At 45.1% G+C, this 22478-nt stretch carries 27 protein-coding genes; 14 read left to right on the top strand and 13 right to left on the bottom strand.

Annotation, left to right across the window (positions count from 1 at the left end):
- Nucleotides 1-47 precede the first annotated feature (47 nt).
- The gene (locus AC2A06_RS03415) at nt 48-1205 is read left to right on the top strand and encodes a type I restriction endonuclease (protein ID WP_473197903.1); all 1158 of its coding nucleotides are present in this window, start codon (nt 48-50) and stop codon (nt 1203-1205) included.
- Nucleotides 1206-1280: 75 nt separating this feature from the next.
- Here the strand turns inward: AC2A06_RS03415 and AC2A06_RS03410 are convergent, their stop codons facing one another.
- Nucleotides 1281-1985, bottom strand: a complete 705-nt coding sequence (locus tag AC2A06_RS03410) for a YnfC family lipoprotein (RefSeq protein ID WP_484379359.1) — start codon at nt 1983-1985, stop codon at nt 1281-1283.
- A 252-nt stretch (nt 1986-2237) separates the two neighbouring features.
- Between AC2A06_RS03410 and AC2A06_RS03405 the strand changes: the two genes are divergently transcribed.
- Nucleotides 2238-2579 carry a DHCW motif cupin fold protein gene (locus AC2A06_RS03405; RefSeq protein ID WP_473197904.1) on the top strand — a complete coding sequence of 114 codons (342 nt, stop codon included), beginning with the start codon at nt 2238-2240 and terminating at the stop codon, nt 2577-2579.
- Between the two features lie 126 nt (nt 2580-2705).
- Complete coding sequence (locus tag AC2A06_RS03400) at nt 2706-3428, top strand: hypothetical protein (RefSeq protein ID WP_484379358.1); 723 nt, start codon at nt 2706-2708, stop codon at nt 3426-3428.
- A 148-nt stretch (nt 3429-3576) separates the two neighbouring features.
- Here the strand turns inward: AC2A06_RS03400 and AC2A06_RS03395 are convergent, their stop codons facing one another.
- From AC2A06_RS03395 to AC2A06_RS03385, 3 genes are read right to left on the bottom strand one after another with little or no spacing between them, the layout of a single operon-like run.
- A complete protein-coding gene (locus tag AC2A06_RS03395; protein WP_484379357.1) occupies nt 3577-3738 on the bottom strand; it encodes a hypothetical protein in 162 nt (53 codons plus the stop codon).
- A gap of 33 nt (nt 3739-3771) precedes the next feature.
- Nucleotides 3772-4086 (bottom strand): hypothetical protein, encoded by a 315-nt coding sequence (locus AC2A06_RS03390; RefSeq protein ID WP_484379356.1) that lies wholly within the window; start codon nt 4084-4086, stop codon nt 3772-3774.
- Entirely contained in the window at nt 4083-4334 is a 252-nt protein-coding gene (locus AC2A06_RS03385; RefSeq protein ID WP_484379355.1) for a hypothetical protein, read from the bottom strand. Before AC2A06_RS03385 ends, AC2A06_RS03390 begins: the two co-directional genes overlap by 4 nt.
- Nucleotides 4335-4702: 368 nt before the next feature.
- Here AC2A06_RS03385 and AC2A06_RS03380 point away from each other — a divergent pair, with 368 nt between their 5' ends.
- From AC2A06_RS03380 to AC2A06_RS03355, 6 genes are read left to right on the top strand one after another with little or no spacing between them, the layout of a single operon-like run.
- Nucleotides 4703-6235 carry an amino acid adenylation domain-containing protein gene (locus tag AC2A06_RS03380; protein ID WP_484379354.1) on the top strand — a complete coding sequence of 511 codons (1533 nt, stop codon included), beginning with the start codon at nt 4703-4705 and terminating at the stop codon, nt 6233-6235.
- A gap of 3 nt (nt 6236-6238) precedes the next feature.
- Nucleotides 6239-6490 (top strand): acyl carrier protein, encoded by a 252-nt coding sequence (locus tag AC2A06_RS03375; protein ID WP_484379353.1) that lies wholly within the window; start codon nt 6239-6241, stop codon nt 6488-6490.
- 25 nt (nt 6491-6515) lie between these two features.
- Nucleotides 6516-7457, top strand: coding sequence for a chlorinating enzyme (locus AC2A06_RS03370; protein ID WP_484379352.1), 942 nt, complete (start codon nt 6516-6518; stop codon nt 7455-7457).
- A gap of 16 nt (nt 7458-7473) precedes the next feature.
- A complete protein-coding gene (locus AC2A06_RS03365; RefSeq protein WP_484379351.1) occupies nt 7474-8154 on the top strand; it encodes a hypothetical protein in 681 nt (226 codons plus the stop codon).
- Nucleotides 8147-9064: a DMT family transporter gene (locus AC2A06_RS03360; protein WP_484379350.1), complete on the top strand. Its 918-nt coding sequence runs from the start codon at nt 8147-8149 to the stop codon at nt 9062-9064. The genes AC2A06_RS03365 and AC2A06_RS03360 overlap by 8 nt, the downstream gene beginning before the upstream one ends.
- A complete protein-coding gene (locus AC2A06_RS03355; protein ID WP_484379349.1) occupies nt 9057-9773 on the top strand; it encodes a thioesterase II family protein in 717 nt (238 codons plus the stop codon). Before AC2A06_RS03360 ends, AC2A06_RS03355 begins: the two co-directional genes overlap by 8 nt.
- A 50-nt stretch (nt 9774-9823) precedes the next feature.
- Here AC2A06_RS03355 and AC2A06_RS03350 read toward each other — a convergent pair whose 3' ends face one another.
- A complete protein-coding gene (locus AC2A06_RS03350; RefSeq protein WP_484379348.1) occupies nt 9824-10396 on the bottom strand; it encodes a helix-turn-helix domain-containing protein in 573 nt (190 codons plus the stop codon).
- A gap of 138 nt (nt 10397-10534) precedes the next feature.
- Between AC2A06_RS03350 and AC2A06_RS03345 the strand changes: the two genes are divergently transcribed.
- The 3 genes from AC2A06_RS03345 (at nt 10535) to AC2A06_RS03335 (ending at nt 12976) form a co-directional block, all read left to right on the top strand.
- Complete coding sequence (locus AC2A06_RS03345) at nt 10535-11131, top strand: LysE family translocator (protein ID WP_484379347.1); 597 nt, start codon at nt 10535-10537, stop codon at nt 11129-11131.
- Nucleotides 11132-11153: 22 nt separating this feature from the next.
- Complete coding sequence (locus tag AC2A06_RS03340; RefSeq protein WP_484379346.1) at nt 11154-11900, top strand: 4'-phosphopantetheinyl transferase family protein; 747 nt, start codon at nt 11154-11156, stop codon at nt 11898-11900.
- Nucleotides 11901-12355: 455 nt separating this feature from the next.
- Nucleotides 12356-12976 carry a LysE family translocator gene (locus tag AC2A06_RS03335; protein ID WP_484379345.1) on the top strand — a complete coding sequence of 207 codons (621 nt, stop codon included), beginning with the start codon at nt 12356-12358 and terminating at the stop codon, nt 12974-12976.
- A 705-nt stretch (nt 12977-13681) separates the two neighbouring features.
- On the opposite strand, the gene AC2A06_RS03330 is transcribed toward AC2A06_RS03335, so the two are convergent.
- The 5 genes from AC2A06_RS03330 to ftnA form a co-directional block, all read right to left on the bottom strand.
- Entirely contained in the window at nt 13682-14263 is a 582-nt protein-coding gene (locus AC2A06_RS03330) for a hypothetical protein (protein WP_484379344.1), read from the bottom strand.
- 446 nt (nt 14264-14709) lie between these two features.
- The gene (locus AC2A06_RS03325; RefSeq protein WP_023491807.1) at nt 14710-15051 is read right to left on the bottom strand and encodes a YebY family protein; all 342 of its coding nucleotides are present in this window, start codon (nt 15049-15051) and stop codon (nt 14710-14712) included.
- 71 nt (nt 15052-15122) lie between these two features.
- Nucleotides 15123-16004: a copper homeostasis membrane protein CopD gene (copD, locus tag AC2A06_RS03320; protein WP_484379343.1), complete on the bottom strand. Its 882-nt coding sequence runs from the start codon at nt 16002-16004 to the stop codon at nt 15123-15125.
- Nucleotides 16005-16007: 3 nt separating this feature from the next.
- Nucleotides 16008-16379, bottom strand: a complete 372-nt coding sequence (copC, locus tag AC2A06_RS03315) for a copper homeostasis periplasmic binding protein CopC (RefSeq protein WP_473197909.1) — start codon at nt 16377-16379, stop codon at nt 16008-16010.
- Between the two features lie 55 nt (nt 16380-16434).
- Nucleotides 16435-16947 carry a non-heme ferritin gene (ftnA, locus tag AC2A06_RS03310; protein WP_484379342.1) on the bottom strand — a complete coding sequence of 171 codons (513 nt, stop codon included), beginning with the start codon at nt 16945-16947 and terminating at the stop codon, nt 16435-16437.
- Between the two features lie 247 nt (nt 16948-17194).
- Here ftnA and AC2A06_RS03305 point away from each other — a divergent pair, with 247 nt between their 5' ends.
- On the top strand, nt 17195-17425 hold the full coding sequence (locus AC2A06_RS03305; protein ID WP_023491812.1) for a DNA polymerase III subunit theta: 231 nt from the start codon (nt 17195-17197) through the stop codon (nt 17423-17425).
- Nucleotides 17426-17457: 32 nt separating this feature from the next.
- Here AC2A06_RS03305 and pip read toward each other — a convergent pair whose 3' ends face one another.
- Nucleotides 17458-18411, bottom strand: coding sequence for a prolyl aminopeptidase (pip, locus tag AC2A06_RS03300; protein WP_484379341.1), 954 nt, complete (start codon nt 18409-18411; stop codon nt 17458-17460).
- A 210-nt stretch (nt 18412-18621) separates the two neighbouring features.
- Here pip and AC2A06_RS03295 point away from each other — a divergent pair, with 210 nt between their 5' ends.
- Nucleotides 18622-18750, top strand: a complete 129-nt coding sequence (locus AC2A06_RS03295; protein ID WP_473197912.1) for a hypothetical protein — start codon at nt 18622-18624, stop codon at nt 18748-18750.
- A gap of 109 nt (nt 18751-18859) precedes the next feature.
- Here the strand turns inward: AC2A06_RS03295 and AC2A06_RS03290 are convergent, their stop codons facing one another.
- Nucleotides 18860-20893 carry a S9 family peptidase gene (locus tag AC2A06_RS03290; protein WP_484379340.1) on the bottom strand — a complete coding sequence of 678 codons (2034 nt, stop codon included), beginning with the start codon at nt 20891-20893 and terminating at the stop codon, nt 18860-18862.
- A gap of 188 nt (nt 20894-21081) precedes the next feature.
- Complete coding sequence (gene dbpA, locus AC2A06_RS03285; RefSeq protein WP_473197914.1) at nt 21082-22464, bottom strand: ATP-dependent RNA helicase DbpA; 1383 nt, start codon at nt 22462-22464, stop codon at nt 21082-21084.
- Nucleotides 22465-22478 lie beyond the last annotated feature (14 nt).

Below are 22478 nucleotides of genomic sequence, written 5' to 3'. Positions count from 1 at the left end.
ATTCTGATGACCAATTGGATTATGATCAATCACATGGTGGTACGTAAATGGAAACGTTTAAGAGCAAACTAAAAATTCATAGTGAACATGTCAAAAATGTAGGAATACATTGCGCAACCGAGGAAACAACAAAGCAAGCTCTCATACTTCCTTTTCTAGATGTTCTTGGATTTAGCCCGTACGACCCGCAAAAAGTAAAAGCAGAATATGGTGCTGACTTCCCTGGCGCAAAAGCAAATGAACGTGTTGACTATGCTCTTTTTTGCCAAGGATTACCGGTCATGTTTATTGAGGCTAAAGGATATAATGAAAAAATAGAGAATCATTGCCCTCAGCTTTCAAGATATTTTAACTCAACGCCTGAAGTGACAATATCAGCCATAACCAATGGGTTAGAATGGAGGTTTTTCACTGATTTAAAAGAAAAAAACATTATGGACCAAACTCCATTCCTAAGGATAAGGATGGATGAAGTTACAGAATCAGACGCAGAGCAATTATTCAGATTTAGGCATGATAAATTTAAACCCGAAGCATTAAGAACCCTAGCCGAAGAAAGCGTATTCCTTTCTGCCTTTACAAAAACAATTAGCTCAAGTTTAAGAGATGTTGATCCAGAATTTGTCAGATATGTTGCTAGCCGGTCAAATGTAGAGAGGCAACTTAACCAGCGGTTCCTTGAAAATATAACACCACTCGTAAAACAAGCCGTTGAGCGTTCAGTTAGTGCTATGGTTGTATCAGGATTGTCTGGAGCCAGGAGTCAATTTGATGATATTATTGATGAAAAGCATATCGATAATAATAGTGATACTGAAATGCATGGGGATATCATAGATCCAGATAATCCAAATGTAATTACTACTGCGAATGAACGAGTCTTATTCGACAAAATAGCATCAATAGTTGGCAATGGTGTTGACATTCACTTTAAAGATACTGAAACGTACTTCAACGTCCTCTATCAAGGCAAAGCCAATAGGTGGATCGTCAGATACTTCGATAAAAAAACGAAACCATCAATACAACTGCCAATTGAATTGAATGAAATAGCTGTAAATGAAGTTTTAAGAGCTCGCCTCGAGTGTGACTCGTCAAGAATTTATATCGATAAGCCTGAAGACATACTACGCATATCGGGATTAATTCTTGATTCATATGAATATGTTAAAAATGATGAAAATTTCAGGAAAAAGAGGCAGTAGAGCCTGAGAGGAGCCGGTGAACAACTCTTGCATTTGCCTGTACATAAAATTGTGTACAGGCTTATTCATCATCACTTAATAGTATTCGGTTTTGTAAATCATATTGAACTTTTTAATCTCTCCGTTAGCCTCAGTAACCACTATGTCACACTTAACCGGATTATAGTGATCATCATAAACACATTTTTTCTCTACTGTATCACTTGTTTTATCCTCAGAAACTGAATGAAGTGTTTGATCAAAGCTTTTCTTTTTATTCTCACTTCTAGAAAACATTCGCGTACTTTTTGGGTTAACAGAATCTATTTTGGCAGGTAGCCCGTCATCATCGTATTGGTAAAAATCAATATATTCATAACCCTGATCGAATGTCGTTACCTTTGAAATAAGCCCATCTTTATTATATTCATACTTTGAGACTTCAGTATCAACAAGCCGACATTCCTTATTTACATTTGCTATTTTCTGTTTACTTTCAACATCAACTAAATAATCACCTTCTATCATAAAATCTTCATGTAATTCAAAGAATATGATATTGGCCTTCAGTGATTGCACACAGCCATTTTTTGATAAAACACCTGAAACCTCACTAAGTAATTCACCATCATCCTTAACCAATTTTTGATTAAACGATTTTATATTTCCCCGTAGTGAATCAAAGTTATGTTGTGTAGCAAAATTTGTCAATATGGGAGAATATCGCTCTGGTTCTTTCTCTAAATCACACCCAACGAGTAATAGTGAAAACATCGCACCTATAGTAGCTTTAATCTTCATAATCGAGTCCTATCATCATTATAATGATGTTATGCTATCATTTATTATCAATTGCTGTCCAATGGGGTGATTCCTCGGCTAGCTTTATTTTAATACGTTAGTGTAGAGTCCCTGTATAGGTGAGTGTTAGAGGCTACATTCAAGTTTATTACTATAAAAAATTTAATGTGTTGATTTGTAAATGCACTCATCGTATCGTTAAAGCACTTTAATCTGAGTGTGAAAGATCTTACTCATGGATGGAGCAACTAAATGAATATTGATGCATTTGCTTTTGGCACAACCGACTGGAGTAAAATCGAAAGAGTCGAGCACCCAGGGGAAACCGGCAGTGCTTATTGGCGCACCCAATTCTTTGGTGAAAAGCCGAATCAAATCCGGGTACGAATGGTTGAATATACCCCTGGCTACCTTGCCGATCATTGGTGCCAAAAAGGACATATCCTTTTCTGCCTGGAAGGTGAGCTAGAAACAATGCTCGAAGATGGTCGTAAGTTCATTTTAACTGCGGGGATGAGTTATCAGGTTGGTGATAATGCGGAGCCACATCAGTCCAGAACGACCACAGGCGCAAAACTCTTTATTGTGGATTGACACCTATGCTGGGGTGATTGCTTCTGGCCGTTTCTGGCCCGTCATGACCTCAAATGTCATGACAAACCTATGAATCTCGCCACAAATGAGTCTTGTGGTGCGAGAAGCTAAAAATGATGAGATAAAATGAAAATGTATAAGATTGTGCTATTACTGGTTATTGGCCTGATGAGTGGTTCTGCTGTTGCGGTACCAGCATCATTTATTACGAAATACTATGAAGCTAGCGCCAATCAAGAGGAAGGAAGATGGTTACAATCAAAAGCACCGGGGTTTATCTATAATGTTTGCCTTGATAAGCCGCTATCCGCGCAACAAAGTATCGTGGTGATGTGCGGTAATGGTGATGAAGATAATAATTATGGTGCTAGTGCAGGCTATTTTGATATTTGGTTCCTTGATGGCGATAAACCTGTAGCGCACAGTTTAATGATCCAAAGTGCAGGACGCCATGGTATTTCGGGTGATGCAGTGGCAGTGTTAGTGGGTAAAAATAGATGGGCAGTAGTATTACAATCGGGTCTTTCGCTTCAGGGATATACCCAAGAATTCAATTCCTTCTATGTAAAGTCTGGAGACAAGGTGATTAACGTGGCGACTTTTCCCAGTTATTCAGATAATTTGGGGGCTTGCGACAGTGAGGATTCAGAAGATAGTACATCTCCCTGTGTGGAGAATGAGCTAAAGAATCAATTTCAGTTTATCGAAAGCGATAGTGATTTCTTCACTATGAAGATCACCTCAAAAGGTAAGTCTTGGGGGAAAAAGATAGAACAGGAGTACCTGATAGACTTTGATCACAAAAAAATGGTTTATCCCATTCCTGAAGAGTTGCAGATTGATAATTGATGATCTGACTTGTCCATGACGATATTATTTTATTTCTCGCTATAACGTGGTAGCACTGCTGTAAATCTCCATGACCGGTATCAGTGTTGTAAGGCGTGCCATGCCTCACTCATATGAGGGGATAGCTAAGACATAAAGCATATAACCATCACGATAGAGAAAAACCCACTCGTGCATCGGTAAATTCAGTATATCCGTAAATTTTGATTATTTCATCAACATATTGTCGCCATTGTTTCCCTGCCCTGTAGAGACTTATGGCATTCGTTATATTATCGATATGTAATTCCTTGGCCAAAAAATCCGTCACTGCATCGAGTATATTTTTGAACAGCTCAGGAAATCATCCCAAATAACGAACAGTACATAGCTGAACAGCAAATCCCTGGCGATTGTGGCCGCCTCTTTTTTGACGAAATATGCTGATGATCAAAATCATCCAGATGAAAATAACGAGCCAACATATCCTTTGTCGGTTCACCCTGATAATTACCATAACTTTCACGCTATTCTGCTGAAAGAAAATTAACAGGCACGGGATACCATCCTTAGCAAAAATGCAATTATTCAGATTGAATTTGGACTGGTGAATAGCCCAGATGCGTTTAACCTGGCTTGCGCTGCACCCAGCCAGGATGGCTGTACGCTCAATGGTCAAACCTGACTGACGAAGCGTGATAATACGCTCGTGGGTCGTAAGGTCAGCTTTTCGACCAGAATATTTGCCAGCGGCTTTGGCGAGCTGAACACCCTGGCGTTACGTTGAACGCCGTAATTCATAATCATCACGGGCTGTTGCAGAGCAAGCTTCAACAACATTTCCTGAACAGATTCAAGCACAATACGGGATACACCATCGCTTTCGGAAGCCAGCTCTGATAAATCCGCGATACCGAGAATGACCAACCTGGCACCTTTTCGCCTAATGGAGGCAATAAGATTTTCAGCTTCAAGGAGGGGCTAGCGCCATGGTCAGCCAAACCAAAGTAGTGTTAGAGATTGCTAAACTTTCCCGGAGATTTTGAGAGGGATCGTAGCTGGCATCCATTGCCTGATGTTTAGGCAACCCCTGATAGCTTCACTTGCAAGGCAGTGTTGCAGAAGGCTTAAAATTAAAACGAACGTTTTTTTTTGCATTCTTATGCAAAAAATGCATATAAAAAATATTTATCTTTATTTAATATCGTGTTACGTTTATGTTGAATTTAACAATAAAAAAACATTTGTTCACTTTGTTACGTTATTGTACTTTTATTGCGAACATGAGGTGTTGTATGAGAGTCATTGATTCGCAGGCAGATGATGAGTTAACTCAGATTGCGTTTTTTTGGGCAGTATCCTGGAAATATCCACAGTGGGTTGCGGTCAAAGATCCCGACCATGAGCTCAGCTACGGCGAGCTTAGAGACTGGATGCTCAGGATTGTTCAGGTCCTGAAGGATGAAGGTGTTCACGCTGGTGACCGGATTGCAATAGAGCTGCCACCAGGTGCCGGGTTAATCGCCTCTATTCTGGCGGTTCAGTTCATTGGTGCTGCTTATGTACCGCTAGACCGTAATGCGCCAGTAGCGCGCAATAGTCTGATACTGAATGATTCTCAGCCTAGCATGATTATCAATGAGAGCGGGCATTCAAACTTTGCGGGCTTTCAGGCGAAAAGCCTATACCAGATGCTATCGGTATCTGTTATTGCGGATTCATTACTGAATGCGGCCGTTCCGGAAGGCCTGGCATATATTATCTATACTTCGGGGTCGACAGGTAACCCGAAAGGTGTTCCGATCACCCATGCTAATTTGCGTGCTCTCTTTCGTGCAACGGAGCCTGTGTTTAAGTTTAACGAAGATGATTCCACTGTGCTTTTTCATTCCTATGCTTTTGATTTTTCAGTATGGGAAATGTGGTCAGTTTTAGCTTATGGTGGAAAGCTTGTCATTCCAGATAATGAAACACGTTTGACCCCTGGTAAACTGGCACAGCTCGTTCACGATCAAAAAATTACTTTACTTAACCAAACGCCAGGCGCTTTTTCCGTTAATGCCCCCTGGCTCTGTCAATTCCCGAATAGCTCATTGGCTTTACGGTTTGTTGTTTTTGGTGGCGAAAGGCTTAATTTTCAGATGCTCAAACAATGGCAGCAGCATTTTGGGCTGACGTCTCCTTTACTGGTCAATATGTACGGCATTACCGAAACGACTGTTCATTCAAGTTGGCATATTATCAGTAATGATGATCTGGAACGCTCTGAGTCGATTATCGGTGAATTATTACCTGGATTCGATTACCTCATTCGGCCTCTTGATGATAGTAATCAGCAATCAGGCTATGGCGAATTGCTTCTCTGTGGTCCGCAAGTCACTCCGGGGTACCTGAACCAGAATAATGAGACCAATGGTAAATTTATTTTAGCAGGAAAAAATAATAATACCGAGCGGTATTATTGTACAGGGGATCTTGTTCAATATAATTTTGCAGGTAAGTTAGTTTATATGGGGCGTTGCGATCAGCAGGTAAAAATAAATGGTTATCGCATCGAAATTGGTGAGATTGAGTCTGTGCTTGCAAGGTGCGAATCTATTATCGATATTTCTGTCATAACGTCTCATTCAGAAACTCTAGGCCATCATTTGGTTTGTTGTTTTGCTTCACCTGACAATAAAACATCTGTTATTGAACAGCTACATAAATTGGCGAAGGAGTTATTGCCATTTTATATGCGACCTATTCGCTATCGCGGTTTTGATGCTATACCGAAAACCATTAATGGAAAAATCGATAAAAAACACCTGAAAATTTCTGTGGAGTAAATTATGAACGCAGTTAATATAGATGATGTCAATAAAGAACAGGAAAAAGTGCTTGCATTGCAAAAATATATTGCATGGCTGCACGATATTTTAGAAAAACCAGTCAGCGCTGAAGATAATTTCCTTGATATTGGTGGGCATTCCATGATTGCCATTGCACTTAATGAGCGTGTACGAAATGAATTCAATTTAACGTTATCCATGGAGCGTCTATATAACAGCACGCTTAGCGAAACATTTTACAGCATTAAATAAAATCAATCACTCACTGGAGATTACTATGTCAAACAAAATTCATTTATCTGAAGAGCAAATTGCCAGCTTCCATAAAAATGGTTATATCGGTCCAATTACTATTTATTCTCCAGAAGAAATGGCTGAAATTTGGAATGCCGTTCGTCGGCAATTACCAGATCGTTCTAATGCTGCTTACCCTTCAGACTCTTACGGTGCGGCAACAAATATATCTAATTACGATCGCCATCTTGATATCAATAAACTAAGCCAGCATGTCACTAATCCCAAAATTGTGGCTCCGGTATCAGATATTCTTGGGGATGACGTTTTGTGCTGGCGTACAGAGTTCTTCCCTAAATACCCTGGTGATGAGGGTACTGATTGGCATCAGGCTGATACATTTGCCAACGCCAGTGGAAAACCGCAAATTCTTTGGCCAGGAGAAACTGAAGATCAGTTTGGCAAAGGGACCTTAACAGTCTGGACTACCTTTACTGATGCAACCATTGAGAACGGTTGTCTGGAAATTATGCCTGGTACCCATCATAAAATGAATTATGATGAAAATAAATCAATGCAATACCAAAGTGATATTATCAATAATATTGAAAAGGAAGGTAAGAGCCGTGGGTTCTTTGGTTATGATTATCGTGACCTGCAAATAGATCCTGACTGGCATCCAGATGAAAAACAGGCCGTCCCGTTGGAAATGAAAGCCGGTCAATGCGTCATCTTTTGGTCAACGTTAATGCATGCCTCCTATCCTAATATCTCTGATAAGATTTATCGGATGGGATTTGCTACCCGCTACGCACCCAGTTTTGTAGATATTTATCCTAATACCGATCATGTGCATGAGTACGGCGGTAATATCCCATTGGATAAATTTGGCTGCGTGATTGTTGCTGGCCAAAGTCGTAATGCTAATAACCGTATAGCAACCCATAATTTGCTCGGGAATCAATTCACTCCTCTTTCTTTATAAAATAAGGATTATCGCTATGCAACAAAACCAGTGTTATCTGGAGGACACTTATCGCTTTAATATATTAAGCGATGTCATTGCTACCGGTGCTGATGAAGGAGGACAATGGATTGCCCTACAGGATAATATTTTTCATCCGCAAGGAGGCGGGCAGCCCGCAGATCTCGGGTGGGTTAACGACATCCCGGTGGTGGTAAAAAAACAGGAGTCAGGCTTAGTGGTCCTTTATCCGCAGTCTCCTTTTTCGCCACCGCTAGAAACAAAAGTTTCTTCAGTTGTATCGGCAGATGCCCGTGCTTACCATGCCGCACTGCATACTGCCGGGCATTTACTGAATTGGGAAATGCGTCAGTTCGGATGGATGGCTGTCCGGGGGCACCATTTCCCCGGTGAGTCGCGGGTGGAGTTTAGCGCCATTGATGCTTCAGCTATTCCTGCCGACCGCCTGTATGCGGCTGAAATTGAGCGCATTATTTGCCAGCTTCTGCAGAAGGGGGCGGAAATCCGCAGTTGGTTCGAGGGTTCTACCCGGTTATGCCAGATTAACCAATCAGAGGCTATGCCTTGTGCCGGGACGCACACGGATGATCTGGCAAAAATTAGCTCATTTAGCATTAAAGCGATAAAGTTTAAAAAGGGTACGCTGCGGATAAGCTATGATGCCGGGCATCTCCCGCTAAAGGAATGTCATGTCTAATTATTCTATTCTGGCGCCACGCAGCCGACTTTGGATAATTGACCTGGGGTTATTGACCGTTGCCCTCTCATGGGGGGCAAGTTATTCCTTGATGCAACTTATTATCTACGCAGGGGTCTCCGTCCCCTTGTTTTTAATGCTGAGGTTCGCGCTGGCTGTTCCCTTTATGTTTGTTGGCACTCGTGTCAGATTAAACAGCTTCACTCGCGGTGAAGTGATTAATGGGATTGTGTTTGGTGTGCTTCTTTATGCGATTCTGACATTTGAAACGTTTGGCGTTAAACACACTTCTGCTGCTAATGCGGGTTTCCTGATTGCATTATCAGTGGTGTTAGTTCCCTTTTTTGAACGTTTTATCGGCAAGAGAAAACAAAGCAAATTCATCTATTTCACCTGTTTTATGTCTCTTGCAGGTGGCGGCATGTTGAGCCTTACCGCCAATGGTAATATTGAGTTCAATCAAGGCGATATTCTTATCTTATCGGCTGCATTGATTCGCGGTTTTCAGATATTTCTGTTTGGTCGGCAGACCGCTGGTAAGGATTACTCGCTAATCAATATCACATTGATCGAATTACTGGTTGTCGCTGCCCTTGGGCTAGTTACTATTGTGCTGACCGAACCCACAGCGTTGCAATATATTCCCGAAATATCTATTTCGACATGGGGGTTGATTCTCTTTCTGAGTCTGCTGGCGACGGCATTTGCATTCCTAATGCAATTATATGCCGCTAAAATAACCAGTCCGACGCGCGTCGGGTTGATCTTGTCTCTCGAACCGGCCTTTGCAGCTATGTTTGCCATAGCCATCATGGGGGAAACCCTTAGTTTGCTGCAAGCAGTAGGGGGCGGAGTCATTATATGTGCGGCTCTGTTGGGGCGTATTGTTGAAGGGAAGCGCTATGAATGAACTGCCACATATCGCTATGTTTCATCATGCCGGAGGGAATGCTGCCGCTCTTAATGTGCTGGAAAAGCATTTTTCAAACTTCAATGTGAGTAAGTTTGAAATGCCTGGCCGTGGACGCCGCCGTCAGGAGGCGTTGCTAACTGATATCAATCAGGTGATTAAGGATTTTTGCCCACAATTGCCGCGCCATTGTCCGATAATTTTTATGGGCCATAGTCTCGGCGCCTACATCGCTTATGTGATGGCAAAAAAATACCGTTTCTATGATGCTCGACAGAAAAGTATGCTCGTGGTGATTGGGAATGAGCCAATCCATTGTCGTAAATTTTTTGATTTTACTGAATCCAGTGAAATATCAAAAGATTCATTACTTAATTTTGCTAATAATCTCGGGCAATTACCTGACTGGCTGCAGCGAGAGCCCATTTTGCTGGCGCAATTTTTGCAGGTGCTATCTGCTGATTTGCAGGTTGCTAATTCTATCAGCGAAGAAGATAGCGCTGCACTTGATGATATCCCAGTATTAGCCTTTTACGGAAGAGAAGACCCATTATTTCCTTCTCCACCGGAACAATGGCAAGAATGTACCCTCCAGCCATTCAGGCTGGAGGATATCTCTGGGGGGCATTTTATTTCAGAGGCACAGGCTCATGAGATTAGCGAGCTAACAATGCATTTTATACGGGAGAATAAGGTCTTTAATATTTAAATGGAGTGGGCAGGAGAGGGGTAACACAGTAATGCCGCTAACCTGCTAAATTAACCTTGGGTACTGTAAGACATGATAACCGTCGCACTTACAGCATCATCTGCACAAATATAGGCATGTTTAACATCACCTGAGAAGGCATAAAAATCCCCAGAGTGAAGAATAATGCTTTCACTGTCAGATATTTTCAGAAGTAATGTGCCAAGGTGGACGATGATATGTTCATGCGTCCCGGAAACATGAGCTGGGCTGTTGATAACCACACCTGGTTTCATTTGTAAATGCCATATTTCGGTGATATTCCCCTGGCCGATGCGAAACTTCATTACCTGGGAATAATCACCTTTGTAGTCAGCATTTTTTTCAATATAGGGATAGCGCTCATTATTATTACCGAGCAGATCTCCTAAAGTAAGTCTTAGTGCGCTGGCGATAGAATCCAGTGTATCTACGCGAGGATTAGAGCCGCCTGATTCTAGCGTGGACAGCGTAGCTTTGGAGACGCCGGAAAGTTTTGCCAGCTCATTAAGTGAAAGATTTCGAGCTATTCGTAACTGTTTTACGTTATTACCAATGTTGGTGTACGTTTTTTTTAAGCGTTCGTCCTGTTGTGCATTACTCATCTTTAAATCTTCACTGTCGGGATAAAATTGGTAGCATATTAACATTTAAGGAAGAAAATAGCTTTAAAAGTGACACATGAATTTAAACGCGGATTATCAATCTGATTTTTCTCATTTTTTAATGTATAAGAGGTTGAAATGTTACTGAGTGACTGTATTAAAATTATGGTTTCTGGCATATTGTTGCTTGTAATGCCCGGCCCAACCAATACTGTCCTCCTTTTCTCAGGCTACGCCAGTGGTATCAGGCCAAGTATAAAAATGATCATTGCCGAATGGGGGGGGTACTTTTGTGCAATCACCTTTTGGGGCATTATTGTGAGTGTTTTAGCTCAACACGGCACGTTTTTACTCGGTATTATTAAATTATTATCAGCATTCTATGTTGCCTGGCTGGCCGTTAAAGTCTGGGGTTTTTCATTACAGACTCTACCGGCAAAAATTGAAATGAAAACCATATTTATTACCACTTTGTTTAACCCTAAATCATTCGTCTTTGCGACATATATCATTCCTGCAATTGCCTTCAGAGAGCTTCAGGCTTTCACTGCCGCAATGCTGAGTGTTTTTGTCGCGCTGTTGCCTCTCTCTTTTATATGGGTTGCCTGTGGGAAAGGGATAGCCCGACAAGGCCTGCAGCAATCACGATTATGGCCAGTGTTTTTTTATCGTGGGCTATCGCTGGCGATGGCGAGCTTCGCTGCTTCTATGGTTTACCATTCCGTCGCAATCTGACACGTAAGTCTGCGGAGCAGCCATGAAAATTTGCTGGTATCAAACAAAACAGATAATGAAAGTCTTACCCGATTACATCCATTTCACCGTATTTCGTTTCGCCTGGAATGGCGCGTTGGAAGATGCTTTTCGAATTTATGATGTACCGGTCCCGCGCCAGTTGGCGAACGCGATAGAACAACGTCAGGCTGAATATCTTGCTGGACGAATTGGCGCTCAAAAATTACTACAGCATTTCGATACCACGCTACGCGCGCCGCTGATGGCGGATAATCGAGCGCCCTCCTGGCCTTCTTCCTATCGTGGAGCAATTTCCCACGATCGCGATTTTGCTTCTGCCGCCGTTATCAAAATGCACCATGGCCGGGTCGGGATAGATATTGAATCGCTCTCGCCGAAGATAGCTCTCGATACGATAAGCCAGTGCATTGCCTCTGCCCGGGAAATTGACATATTGGCCAACACCAGCGATTTGCTTTTGGACCACATCCTGCTGTTGCTTTTTTCCGCTAAAGAAAGTGCCTATAAGGCTTTTCCGCGTGAACATCAACAGCATCTGGATTTTCACAGTGTTGAACTGCGTGATATTGATCCCCACTTGCAGCAGCTTACATTTAGCCTGACGCATACGCTTAATCATGAATACGAGGCGGGGTTTAGCTTTTATGGTTGGTATGACATTGTGGCAGATCGCGTTCTGACCATTGTTCATTTACATTCAGTCCCGTTGCTAGGCCTGGGCTGTGGAGGCCAATGGAACGCCCCCTGACAAGAGTCCTGCGGGCTGCTGTTCAGCATAGTTTAGATTTGTAGTTCATTGATTAATAAATTAATTACTATTTATGTAGTCTTCCTTCATCGTTTTCACGAACCGCTCTGCCATTCCGTTACTTTGCGGGCTGCTCACCGCTGTTGTACACGGTTCCAGATTCAACTCTCTGGCGAGCTCGGTATTAGTTGAGATCATACCCAGAAGGCGTGCCATGCCTCGCTCATATGAGGCGATAGCTAAGCAGTGCAACCACCGTTGGAATTGCTGCTCAATGTGGCAATTCCCTTGCTCGTTATATTTTACATCGCTAATGCGCTAACCCTGCCATGTTTAACGATAGTAATAAACTGACCGTTGCCCGATGGGTATTATGTGGTTTTTTTAACGTTATCTTGCACGATGTTGATCAAATAGAAATAGGTAAGTAAAATCCGCTCTTTCGGATAAAGAAAATGTCTGTCGCCGACTCACTTCTCGCTTTCTCTTTAGCAGCATTATTTCTTACCCTCACTCCTGGTCTTGATACTGCGCTCATCCTTCGGACAGCCTGCGCCGAAGGGGGAAAGAAAGCTTTTCAGGCTGCTCTTGGAATTGATACCGGCTGTTTCATCTGGGGTGCGCTTGTCGCACTCGGGCTTGGGGCCCTGCTTGCGGTTTCAGAGCTTGCTTATACAATTCTGAAGGTCTGCGGGGCGGTCTATCTTTGCTGGTTAGGCTTACAACTTCTGATGCGCCCGCGCTCGTCATTCAGTGAGAATGATGGCCATACATCTTCAAACGGAAACTGGTTTGTGAAAGGGATGCTGGGAAATGTACTCAATCCAAAGATGGGCATTTTTTATGTGTCGTTTTTACCTCAGTTCATCCCTGCCGGGCACTCCCCGTTAATCTGGACATTTATACTTGTCAGCATTCATGTCCTGATCGGAACCCTATGGTCAGTCACCCTTATTATCTCCACACAGCTTGCATCCGGCATACTGAAAAAAAGCCATGTCATCAAAGTCATGGATCGTGCAACTGGTGGGCTCTTTTTATGCTTTGCAGCTAGGCTTGCTTTCAGCTCGCGATAAGTGGCTCTGTTCAGTACACTGCTGAAAATCTGTTAATTGGCGAAAAGTCTCAGTCACTTCACCAATTTTAAGGTCGGTTTTATTAACTCCGCTGAGCGTCAGCTTTATAAATCCGACGTTCAGCTCAGGTTTAACCAATCACCAATGTAGTTATGCTGTGAATAAGGATACGTGATTAGCATTTAATCAAACCGGTAATAGTGCTGTCACAGACTTATATCGACATTCCCATGATCTTAATAGAGATGATTAATCTCGAATCTAGCAGCAATTATTGAATGGCCGTCTGTCGCTCCTAAGCGCTATATCCGTCCAGCGATACTCGCAGAAAAACTAGCCATATTCCCTAGCGTATTTGGTGAAAATCTAAGCCGACGCTATCCGAAGTAAAAGTATAGCCCCAGAGATAATGAACACACAAAGCGGTGTTGCACATAACCAAGTAAGCCATTTCACGCGCAATGCAGCGCCAATTAGGGCCCCTACAACACAGATGGCAGTAATAGGCCAATAATACGCCGAGCAAGCAAGTATAAAGATTAGCCAGGATACTGGGTCACTAAGTGAGAGTTCAAACATTTATACTACTGGCATTAAATCAGGTTTTCTATATATATGCCTGATATTGTTTGATTTTTTAAGATCCCAGCAATTAACATACAGCAATATCCGTTACCCTCACTGCTGCAGGTTACAGCCAGACAGCTACAGGTCATTTTGTGATGCTGCCCGGTTGGTACAGTACGTCACAGCTTCATCTGCTTTCTCTGGTCTGGGTAGTATCTGGTAATCCGGCAATGTTGTGATACGGTAAACACTGTAGTCCTCCCAGAAAACAGGCTGTTCTTTCATCATGGCAAGCATTTTTTCCTCAAGGGAGCGTGCATACGGTAATGAAAGCTCTATTGTCTGGGGATCTACGGCTATTTTCTGGCGCGTTTTTTCCAGCGTTGTCGTCAGGCGGTATCTTTCCGTACTAAAAGGGTCCTGTTCCCCGACTCTCTTCCGAGTGTAGGTTACATCAAACACCATGCGGTCACCTTCGTTCTCCAGTACTATCCCCGTCTGTAGGTCTTCAATGCGAATAGGTTCTGCCTGACCTATATGAATTTCAGTTAAACCTTTGCAGACAACCACTGTTCCAGGCTTCTGGCTGGCGTAGAGTTCCTGCATTTCACCGAGTGTTGCTGCGTATGAGTGCCCTGTGTTCATGCCGACCAGAATAGTTATCAAAATACCCTTTGTTATCCTGGTAACGTTAAATATCCCTGCATAGCCCCAACTCATACCCCAATTCCTTTAGTGATAAACCCCGTTATAAGAGTCACTATTCCAGATGTATATACTGCGCGCAATTAATAAACGGAATCATGAGCACCCTCATTCCCCTGTAATTACACCGTTTGTAACTCGATGAGCCCAGTTGTAAAAGACCGAATACAGAAATTCGTGGGGATTTCGTATGTCGATGGCTTTTATCTTTGCAAATCAATAGAATAAAAAAAGACCGAATACGAATCCTATATTCGGTCTAGGGAAAGGCTCTTGTGAAAGAGCCGTGCGCTAAAAGTTGGCATTATGCACGACTTGTTCAGCCATGCACTGTAAGAGTAGCCCAGCCCCTCTGTTTTGCCAGCCAAATGCACGGTCATTGTTAATAACGGATAGAAATTAATGACATACAATGTGAGCAAATTGTAAACATTTATGACATTATTTAGCCAGCCGATTGATTAGTCCTCACACAACTGTTGAGCTCTTTGGCGGAAGGGCTCCACATTCATCTTTTGGCCCGGGTGATCACTGTCATCCAGCAGGATCGCCGCCAGTGGTTGAGCCCTTTGTTGGCCGGTTTTTACCTGCTCCTGAGCAATTTCATTAAGAGGATATTGCATTAGCGTGCTGTTATTGAGCACAAATAGCGCCCCACCCTTGCGGCATTGCAGCGTCACTTCTTCTTTGATAAACGCCCACTGTTTGCCGTACTCCAGTTTGCTGATATTCACCAGTTTATCTGCTGCCACTGCGCCCGTCGCGGTGATCAGCAGGGCAATACCCATAACTATAGATTTCATATCATGGCCTTAAATTGCAATATGATTCGATTTTCCCGCAAGCGGTGCAAAGCTGCAAGTGATGTAGCGGGTTATACCGGAGAATAAGTCCCCAATAAACTCACCAACCATAGCACCGAGGCCCCTAATATCAATTGCAACCAACAGCCTGTTACCAAGCCACTTTGTGCTAGTTTAGGTCTTGCGCGCATGGCGGGGACGATTGCATAACGGTTTGCCAATGCCACCAGGACCATTAATGCCACCAAGGCGATTTTTAATAACAGCAGGCCCTGATAGGCAGAATTCATCTCCCGCGGCCAATGGCCCAAGATAATCAGGCTATTGCTCGCTCCGGTAATGATGACCAAAATCACTGCACCATGGCCCCAACGGGAAAATCGTATCAATGCGGCCACAACATCCTTATGCCACTGCGGTTGGGGAAGGTAACGCAAACAGATCAAAAAGGGGACTAGGCTGCCAAACCAATAGCCTACGGCAAGCAAATGCACGGCATGGTTAATACGGTGCAAAATACCCAACGCACCGCTATGCATCACGGCATGCCCAACAAACGCCAGATTGAGCAGCAGCAATAGTGCGCATAGCATCAATGCCGGGCCACGTTTTGCTGCCTGTAGCAACAACGCCAATAGCGCCAAGAATGAAAACAGTAGCTGCCAGCACCAGGCTTTACCAAACGTAGTGCCTAATACTGCCCACCAAATAGTCGGGCGCCAAGTATCACCCCAACCGTCTCCCATCAAGCCTGCTTGCACTGCTAGCATCAATACTGCCGTAAAAGCGGAAACCCAGACAGCAATGCGCTGCAGTGGGTAGAAATGGCGGTTAACTAGGGGGGATGTGCGCTGTGGCGACAAAAACAGGGTGAACAGGCTGCAACCGAATATCAACATCACCGCTGCAAAGTGCAGAAAGCGACATAATACCAACAAAGTTGCCAGGGTCATTGATCAGTTTACTGTAAAGCTGTATTGGCCTTTGGTTTTATGACCATCAACAGAAACAATCTGCCAGTCAACGTGGTATTTCCCTGCCGTCAGTTCAGTTTCAAACGGTAGCTGTATCTGCTGGTTGTTATCTGGGGCCAGCACCAACTTGCCCGTTTTGACTAGCTGATTATCGGGGCCGCTTACTTTGACCTTACTAAAATTAAGCTCGATACCTTCAGAAAAGTTCAGCGTCAGCACTTTCGGTGCCGGGCTTACGGTGCTGCCGGTCGCCGGGACCACCGTTTTCAAATGCGCATGAGCCAACAGAGGTTGAGAAAACAATCCGAGAGACAGCACAGCAATCGTGCCAAGCAGGCGAATTTTAGTGAACATTCCACACCCTTTTATTATTAGTTGCAGCATGTCGCATGCTGCAACATAAGTTCATTTAGCTATTACTCGTCGGTGCAAAGGCAGCCATTTTCTGCAGGTCTTTATCGATAAAGAACAATGAATTGCCACTGTTCCCCACCAAAGCCAACTTATCCAGTATGGATTTAAACAGTTTCTCTTCTTCATGCTGTTCTGCAACATACCATTGCAGGAAATTGAAGGTGGAGTAGTCATGGCTGGTTATTGCCGCGTGAGCTAACTCATTAATTTTGCCAGTGATCAGTTGCTCATGTTGATAGGTTTTCTGGAAAACATCAGCCAGTGAATCAAATTCTACCGGTGGGGCCTCAATACTTCCCAGCAAGGGTAAAGCACCGGTGTCATTCACGTAATCGAACAGACGCTGCATATGTTGCATCTCTTCTTTTGCGTGCTTTTTCAGGAAACCGGCAGACCCTTCATAGCCATTGTTGCTACACCAGGCACTCATTTGTAGGTAAAGGTTTGCTGAGTAAAACTCCAGGTTGAGTTGCTCATTTAACTTGCTGACCATATCTTTGGTTAACATAATGATTCCTTTTGATATTATTGGGGTGATAAGGATAGTTATCATGTTGAATCGTAGATAATACAACATACCTGATTATGAAAATGATTGCTATTTACAACGACTACCCTAGGTCAAATCTGTGAAGTCGCTGGTAACAATGCAAACTCAGTTATGGCTGAGGGTAAAACTGCGCTTTGTGACTTGCCAAGTGCACTTGGGTAGATTACCTTCTGCCTGTTTTGATATTGCCAAATGAAGGAATACCATGAGTTACAATCTGGCTGAACTTTCCAAAGATGAGATGGATAAGGTCAACGTTGATCTGGCTGCATCCGGGGTCGCCTTCAAAGAGCGCTACAATATGCCGGTGATCCCAGAGATGATGGAGCGTGAGCAACCAGAACATCTGCGCGATTATTTCCGTCAACGTGTAGCGCACTATCGCGCCGAATCACATAAATTCTCTCGTCTGCCTTACGAACCCAAAGTGAAATAACCGCGCTAACCATAATGATGGCTTGCTGGCGGTTATTTGCCAGCAAAATGGTCAGTCGCCAGGATCACATGGTGCTGGATACCCGGTTCATTGGTGGAATGCCCTGCCCCTTCAACAATTTGCAGTTGCGCTTCCGGCCAAGCCTGCGCCAGATCCCAAGCGTTTTGTAACCGGCAGACCATATCGTAGCGCCCATGAATAATCACCGCAGGAATATGGCGGATCAGTGGGACATTTTTCAGTAACTGGTCATCACTGGTGAGAAATCCCTGATGGGTAAAGTAATGGTTTTCAATGCGGGCAAACGCCAAGGCAAACTCATCTTCACCAAAAGTAGCCGCCGTACTGCTGGGTAACAGTGTCACGGTTTCCCCCTCCCACAGGCTCCACAATTTGGCTGCTTCGAGCTGTATCTGGCGGTCCGATGAGGTCAAGCGCTGTCGGTAAGCCGCAATCACATTTTTACGCTCTTCTGCTGACAAGATGGACAATACCTGCGCCCATTTATCCGGGAAGATATGTGACGCACCATCCTGATAATACCAATTCAGTTCCTGTTGACGCAGGGTGAAAACACCGCGTAATACCATTTCACTGACCTGTTGCGGGTATGTTTGCGCATAAGCCAAGGCCAAGGTGGCACCCCAAGAGCCCCCCAACACCAGCCATTGGTCGATACCCACCATTTGGCGCAATCTTTCTATATCGTCCACCAGGTGCCAAGTGGTGTTATTTTCCAGGCTGGCATGGGGCTTAGAACGGCCACAACCGCGCTGATCAAATAGCAACACGTTATAGCGTTGTGGATCAAATAGTTGCCGATGGCTGGGTGAAATGCCGCCACCGGGCCCACCATGAAGAAACAGTGCCGGTTTACCCTGTGGATTACCACTCAATTCCCAATAGATTCGGTGCCCATCACCTGTATCTAACCAACCGCTGTCATACGCTGCTAATGGTGGATATAAACCGCGCAATTGTTCCATGCTATTTCCATCTTGTGATATGTCTGCTTTTATCAAAACCGAAGTGGCGCAAAATATAACCACCACTTTGTTTTGAACATTTTGATAAAGTATAACCAGTGGATTAACAACACGTTGTATTTTTTATTTTTTTATTGCTTGCTTCTACTGGTGGTAAGGGGGTTAATGGCATAGCAACCCACCCAATCATAAGGTATTAGAGAGGCCATCATGAGTAAGGGATTGGATAGCAAGAAAAATGCGAAGAAAAAACCGGTGAAAACACCTGCCGAAAAACGTGCTGATAAACGTGCCAAAAAAGGGAGCCCATCGGGTGATCAATTCCTGATTCACCAGTAATCCCCCATCGAGTATTAACGCTTTATTAAGCTGAAGAGAAAATGTAGCCGTCGCCATTAAACAGCAGCCATTATTACTGCGACATCAATGGCAACGGCTATCAGTATATCTATTCTGCTAACGAAATAATAAAGGCGTACTCCAACGCAATATCCTCGTAGGCTTTAAAGCGCCCAGACTTGCCGCCATGGCCAGCATCCATATCGGTGTACAGTAACAGTTGATGATCGTCGGTTTTTAATTCACGCAGTTTCGCCACCCATTTCGCCGGTTCCCAATACTGCACTTGGGAATCATGCAACCCGGTGGTGATCAACATAGCGGGATAATCCTGGGCTTTAACCTGGTCATAAGGGCTATATTGCAACATTGTGTCGTAATAGGCCTTATCGTTGGGGTTACCCCATTCATCGTATTCGCCGGTGGTTAATGGGATGGTGTCATCCAGCATGGTGGTCACCACATCCACAAACGGCACTTGGGCAACGACCCCGTTAAACAGTTGCGGTTCCTGGTTGACCACCGCCCCCATCAACAATCCCCCTGCACTGCCCCCCATGGCAAACACTTGCTTAGCATCGCCATATCCCCGTTCTACCAGGTTTTTGGTGACATCAATAAAATCGTTGAAGGTGTTTTTCTTGTTAAACAGTTTGCCATCTTCATACCAGCACTGGCCTAACTCCGCACCACCACGGATATGTGCCAACGCAAAGACAAAACCACGATCCAGCAAGCTTAAACGGCTGGCACTGAATGTCGGGTCGATACTGTAACCGTAAGAGCCGTAGCCATACACCAGCAACGGGTTTGCCCCATGGGTAAAACGATCAGCACGGTAAACCAATGATACCGGTACGGCTACCCCATCACGCACCGTCACCCACAGTCGCTCACTGCGGTAATCTTGCGCGGTGAAATTTTTCACTTCCTGCTGTTTTAACTGCTGCCGCTGACCACTATCCAAGTCCAACTGATAAATGGTGGTGGGTGTGGTCATAGAGGAATAACCATAACGTAGCAGCGCTGTTTCAGGATCGGGGTTGTACTCTAACCAGGTCATGTAAGCGGGATCGTCAAAGGTGATGGGTTTATCTTCACCACTGTGCCAATGGATTTGCCGCAACTGCGTTAACCCCGCCGTACGTTCCTCCACCACCAGCCAGTCGCGGAATAGACTGAACCCTTCAAGCATCACTTCAACACGCGGGGCAATCAGCGTTTGCCAGGCCTGTTCTGCAGTGACATCGCTCTGGTAAAGGCCAAAATTTTTGCCCTGTTTATTGGAGCGAATATAAAAATGGTGGTGGTAATGATCAACGGCATATTCATGATCTTTACGGCGAGCGACAAACATCTGCGGCGGCGCGTCGGCGCAATCGGCATCCAGCAACAAAACTTCTGAGGTGGTGGTGCTGTTGATGTAGATCAGGATATAACGTTCAGAGGTGGTTTTCCCTAGGCTGACGTCGAAGGTATCGTCCAACTCTTCATAGACCAGAACATCTTGCTGCGGATCCGTGCCGATAATATGGCGATAGACCTGATAAGAGCGCAGTGTTTGCCCATGGTTACGCACATAAAACACGCTGGTTGAATCATTGGCCCACTCAAAATTGCCTGCGGTATTCGCTAACACCTCTTCTGCCCAGCTAGCGTTACTCAGCAGTTTAAAGCGGATGTCGTATTGTCGCCGTGATAAAAAATCCTCCGCCACCGCCAGGCGTTGATTGTCCGGGCTGACTTCCAAGCCACCCAGGGTATAAAACTCGTGGCCTACCGCCCGCTGGTTGCCGTCTAACAAGGTCTCCCAGTGCTCGCTAGTGGCCTCTGGCTGACGCAGATAAACCGCATATTCATTGCCAGGCTCATAGCGGGTCTGGTAGCGGAAACCGCGTTTTACGTAGGGTACGGAGTGTTCCTGCTGCGGAATTCGCGCCACCATTTCTTGGTACAGCGTTTCACGCAGGGCTTGCTGCGGTTTTAGCTGTGCGGCGGTATAGGCGTTTTCAGCCTGCAGATAGTCCAAAACCTCAGCATCTTCCCGTTGGTCGTCACGTAACCAGTAATAATTATCCACGCGGGTGTCGCCATGGACCGTAATGGGGTAAGGCCGTTTTTGTGCTTTTGGTGGTGTTATCATGGTTTAATCATCCCGCATACTCTTCGCCAATCAAGCTACAGCGTTGTTGGCTGCTCTCATTCACCCTAGTCACATAGTTATCTATGCTCCTAGGGATTCATTCGATTGCCGCCTACCTGTAACTTGATTGTACTTGTGTATATAGCGCTTATCATGCCAACCCGGCGCCTATTTCAACAACCGCACTTTTATTTCAACAACCGTACTTTGCAGCTTTTACCTTTGATTTTCCCCTGCTGCAGTTGTTGTAACGCTTTGCGGGCACTGGCCTTGCGGATGGCCACATAAGCGTGCACCGGGAACAGGTCAATCTTGCCCACTTCTGCGGCAGTTAAACCGGCATCCCCAGTTAACGCGCCAAGAATATCACCCGGGCGGATCTTCGCTTTGCGCCCACCATCAATACACAAGGTGACCATTTCCGCTTCAAGGGCAGCGTCAGCGGCACCCTTTAACTCTGACACCTGGCCCCAGGTGACCGCCATGGACAAAAACTCCTCAAGGGCATGCACTCGCACCATTTCCTGCGGGGTACACAGGCTAATCGCCTGGCCACTTAAGCCTGCCCGGCCAGTACGGCCAATACGGTGAACATGCACCTCGGGGTCAAATGACAGTTCGTAGTTAACCACCAGTTCCAGTTCTTTTATATCCAGACCACGGGCAGCCACATCCGTCGCTACCAATACCCGGCAACTGCGGTTGGCAAAACGCACCAACACTTGGTCTCTGTCGCGCTGCTCCAAGTCACCATGCAGTGCCAATGCATTGATATTATAGGCATCAAGCGCCTCGTAGACGCTCTGGCAATCCCGTTTGGTATTGCAGAACACCACGCAAGAGGCGGGTTGATAGTGGCGGATTACCGCAACCAAGTGTGCCAGCCGTTGGTCACGGGTGGTTTCGTAAAAACGTTGCTCAATGCTGGTGAGTTCCTCGCTCTCGTCCACCACTACGTCGAATGGCGTGCGTTGCACCCGGGCACTGATTCGCTCAATGCCTAACGGGTAAGTGGCAGAAAACAGCAGTGTTTGCCGTGACGCTGGGGTGTAGCTGATCACTTGATCAATTTCGTCGGCAAACCCCATATCCAGCATGCGGTCCGCTTCATCCAACACCAGTACCTGCATGGCATCCAGTATCAGGGTTTTCTTGCGCAAATGCTCCTGCACCCGCCCCGGTGTACCCACCACAATATGCGGCGCATGAACCAACGAATCCAACTGAGGCCCCAGCGGTTGGCCGCCGCACAAGGTCAATATTTTGATGTTCTGTGCAAAACGGGCCAGGCGGCGTAACTCTTTACTGACCTGGTCGGCCAACTCACGCGTCGGGCATAAGATCAGCGCTTGCGTCGCCACCAGCGGAATATTGATTTTATCCAGCACCCCAATACCAAATGCAGCCGTTTTACCGCTGCCCGTTTTGGCTTGGGCGCGCACATCCTGCCCTTGCAGGATGGCGGGCAAGGCGGCGGCCTGTACCGGCGTCATTTCGGCATACCCCAGTTCATTTAGGTTGGCTAACTGTTCGGCGGGTAATGGCAAGGAAGAAAAGGAAGCTGTGCTCACGGCAATAACTCTTA

It is taken from the genome of Serratia sp. HNCC26DJ244 (assembly GCF_057180565.1).
The sequence above is the reverse complement of the archived record's forward strand: the minus strand, read 5'-3'. Positions and strand labels throughout refer to the sequence as shown.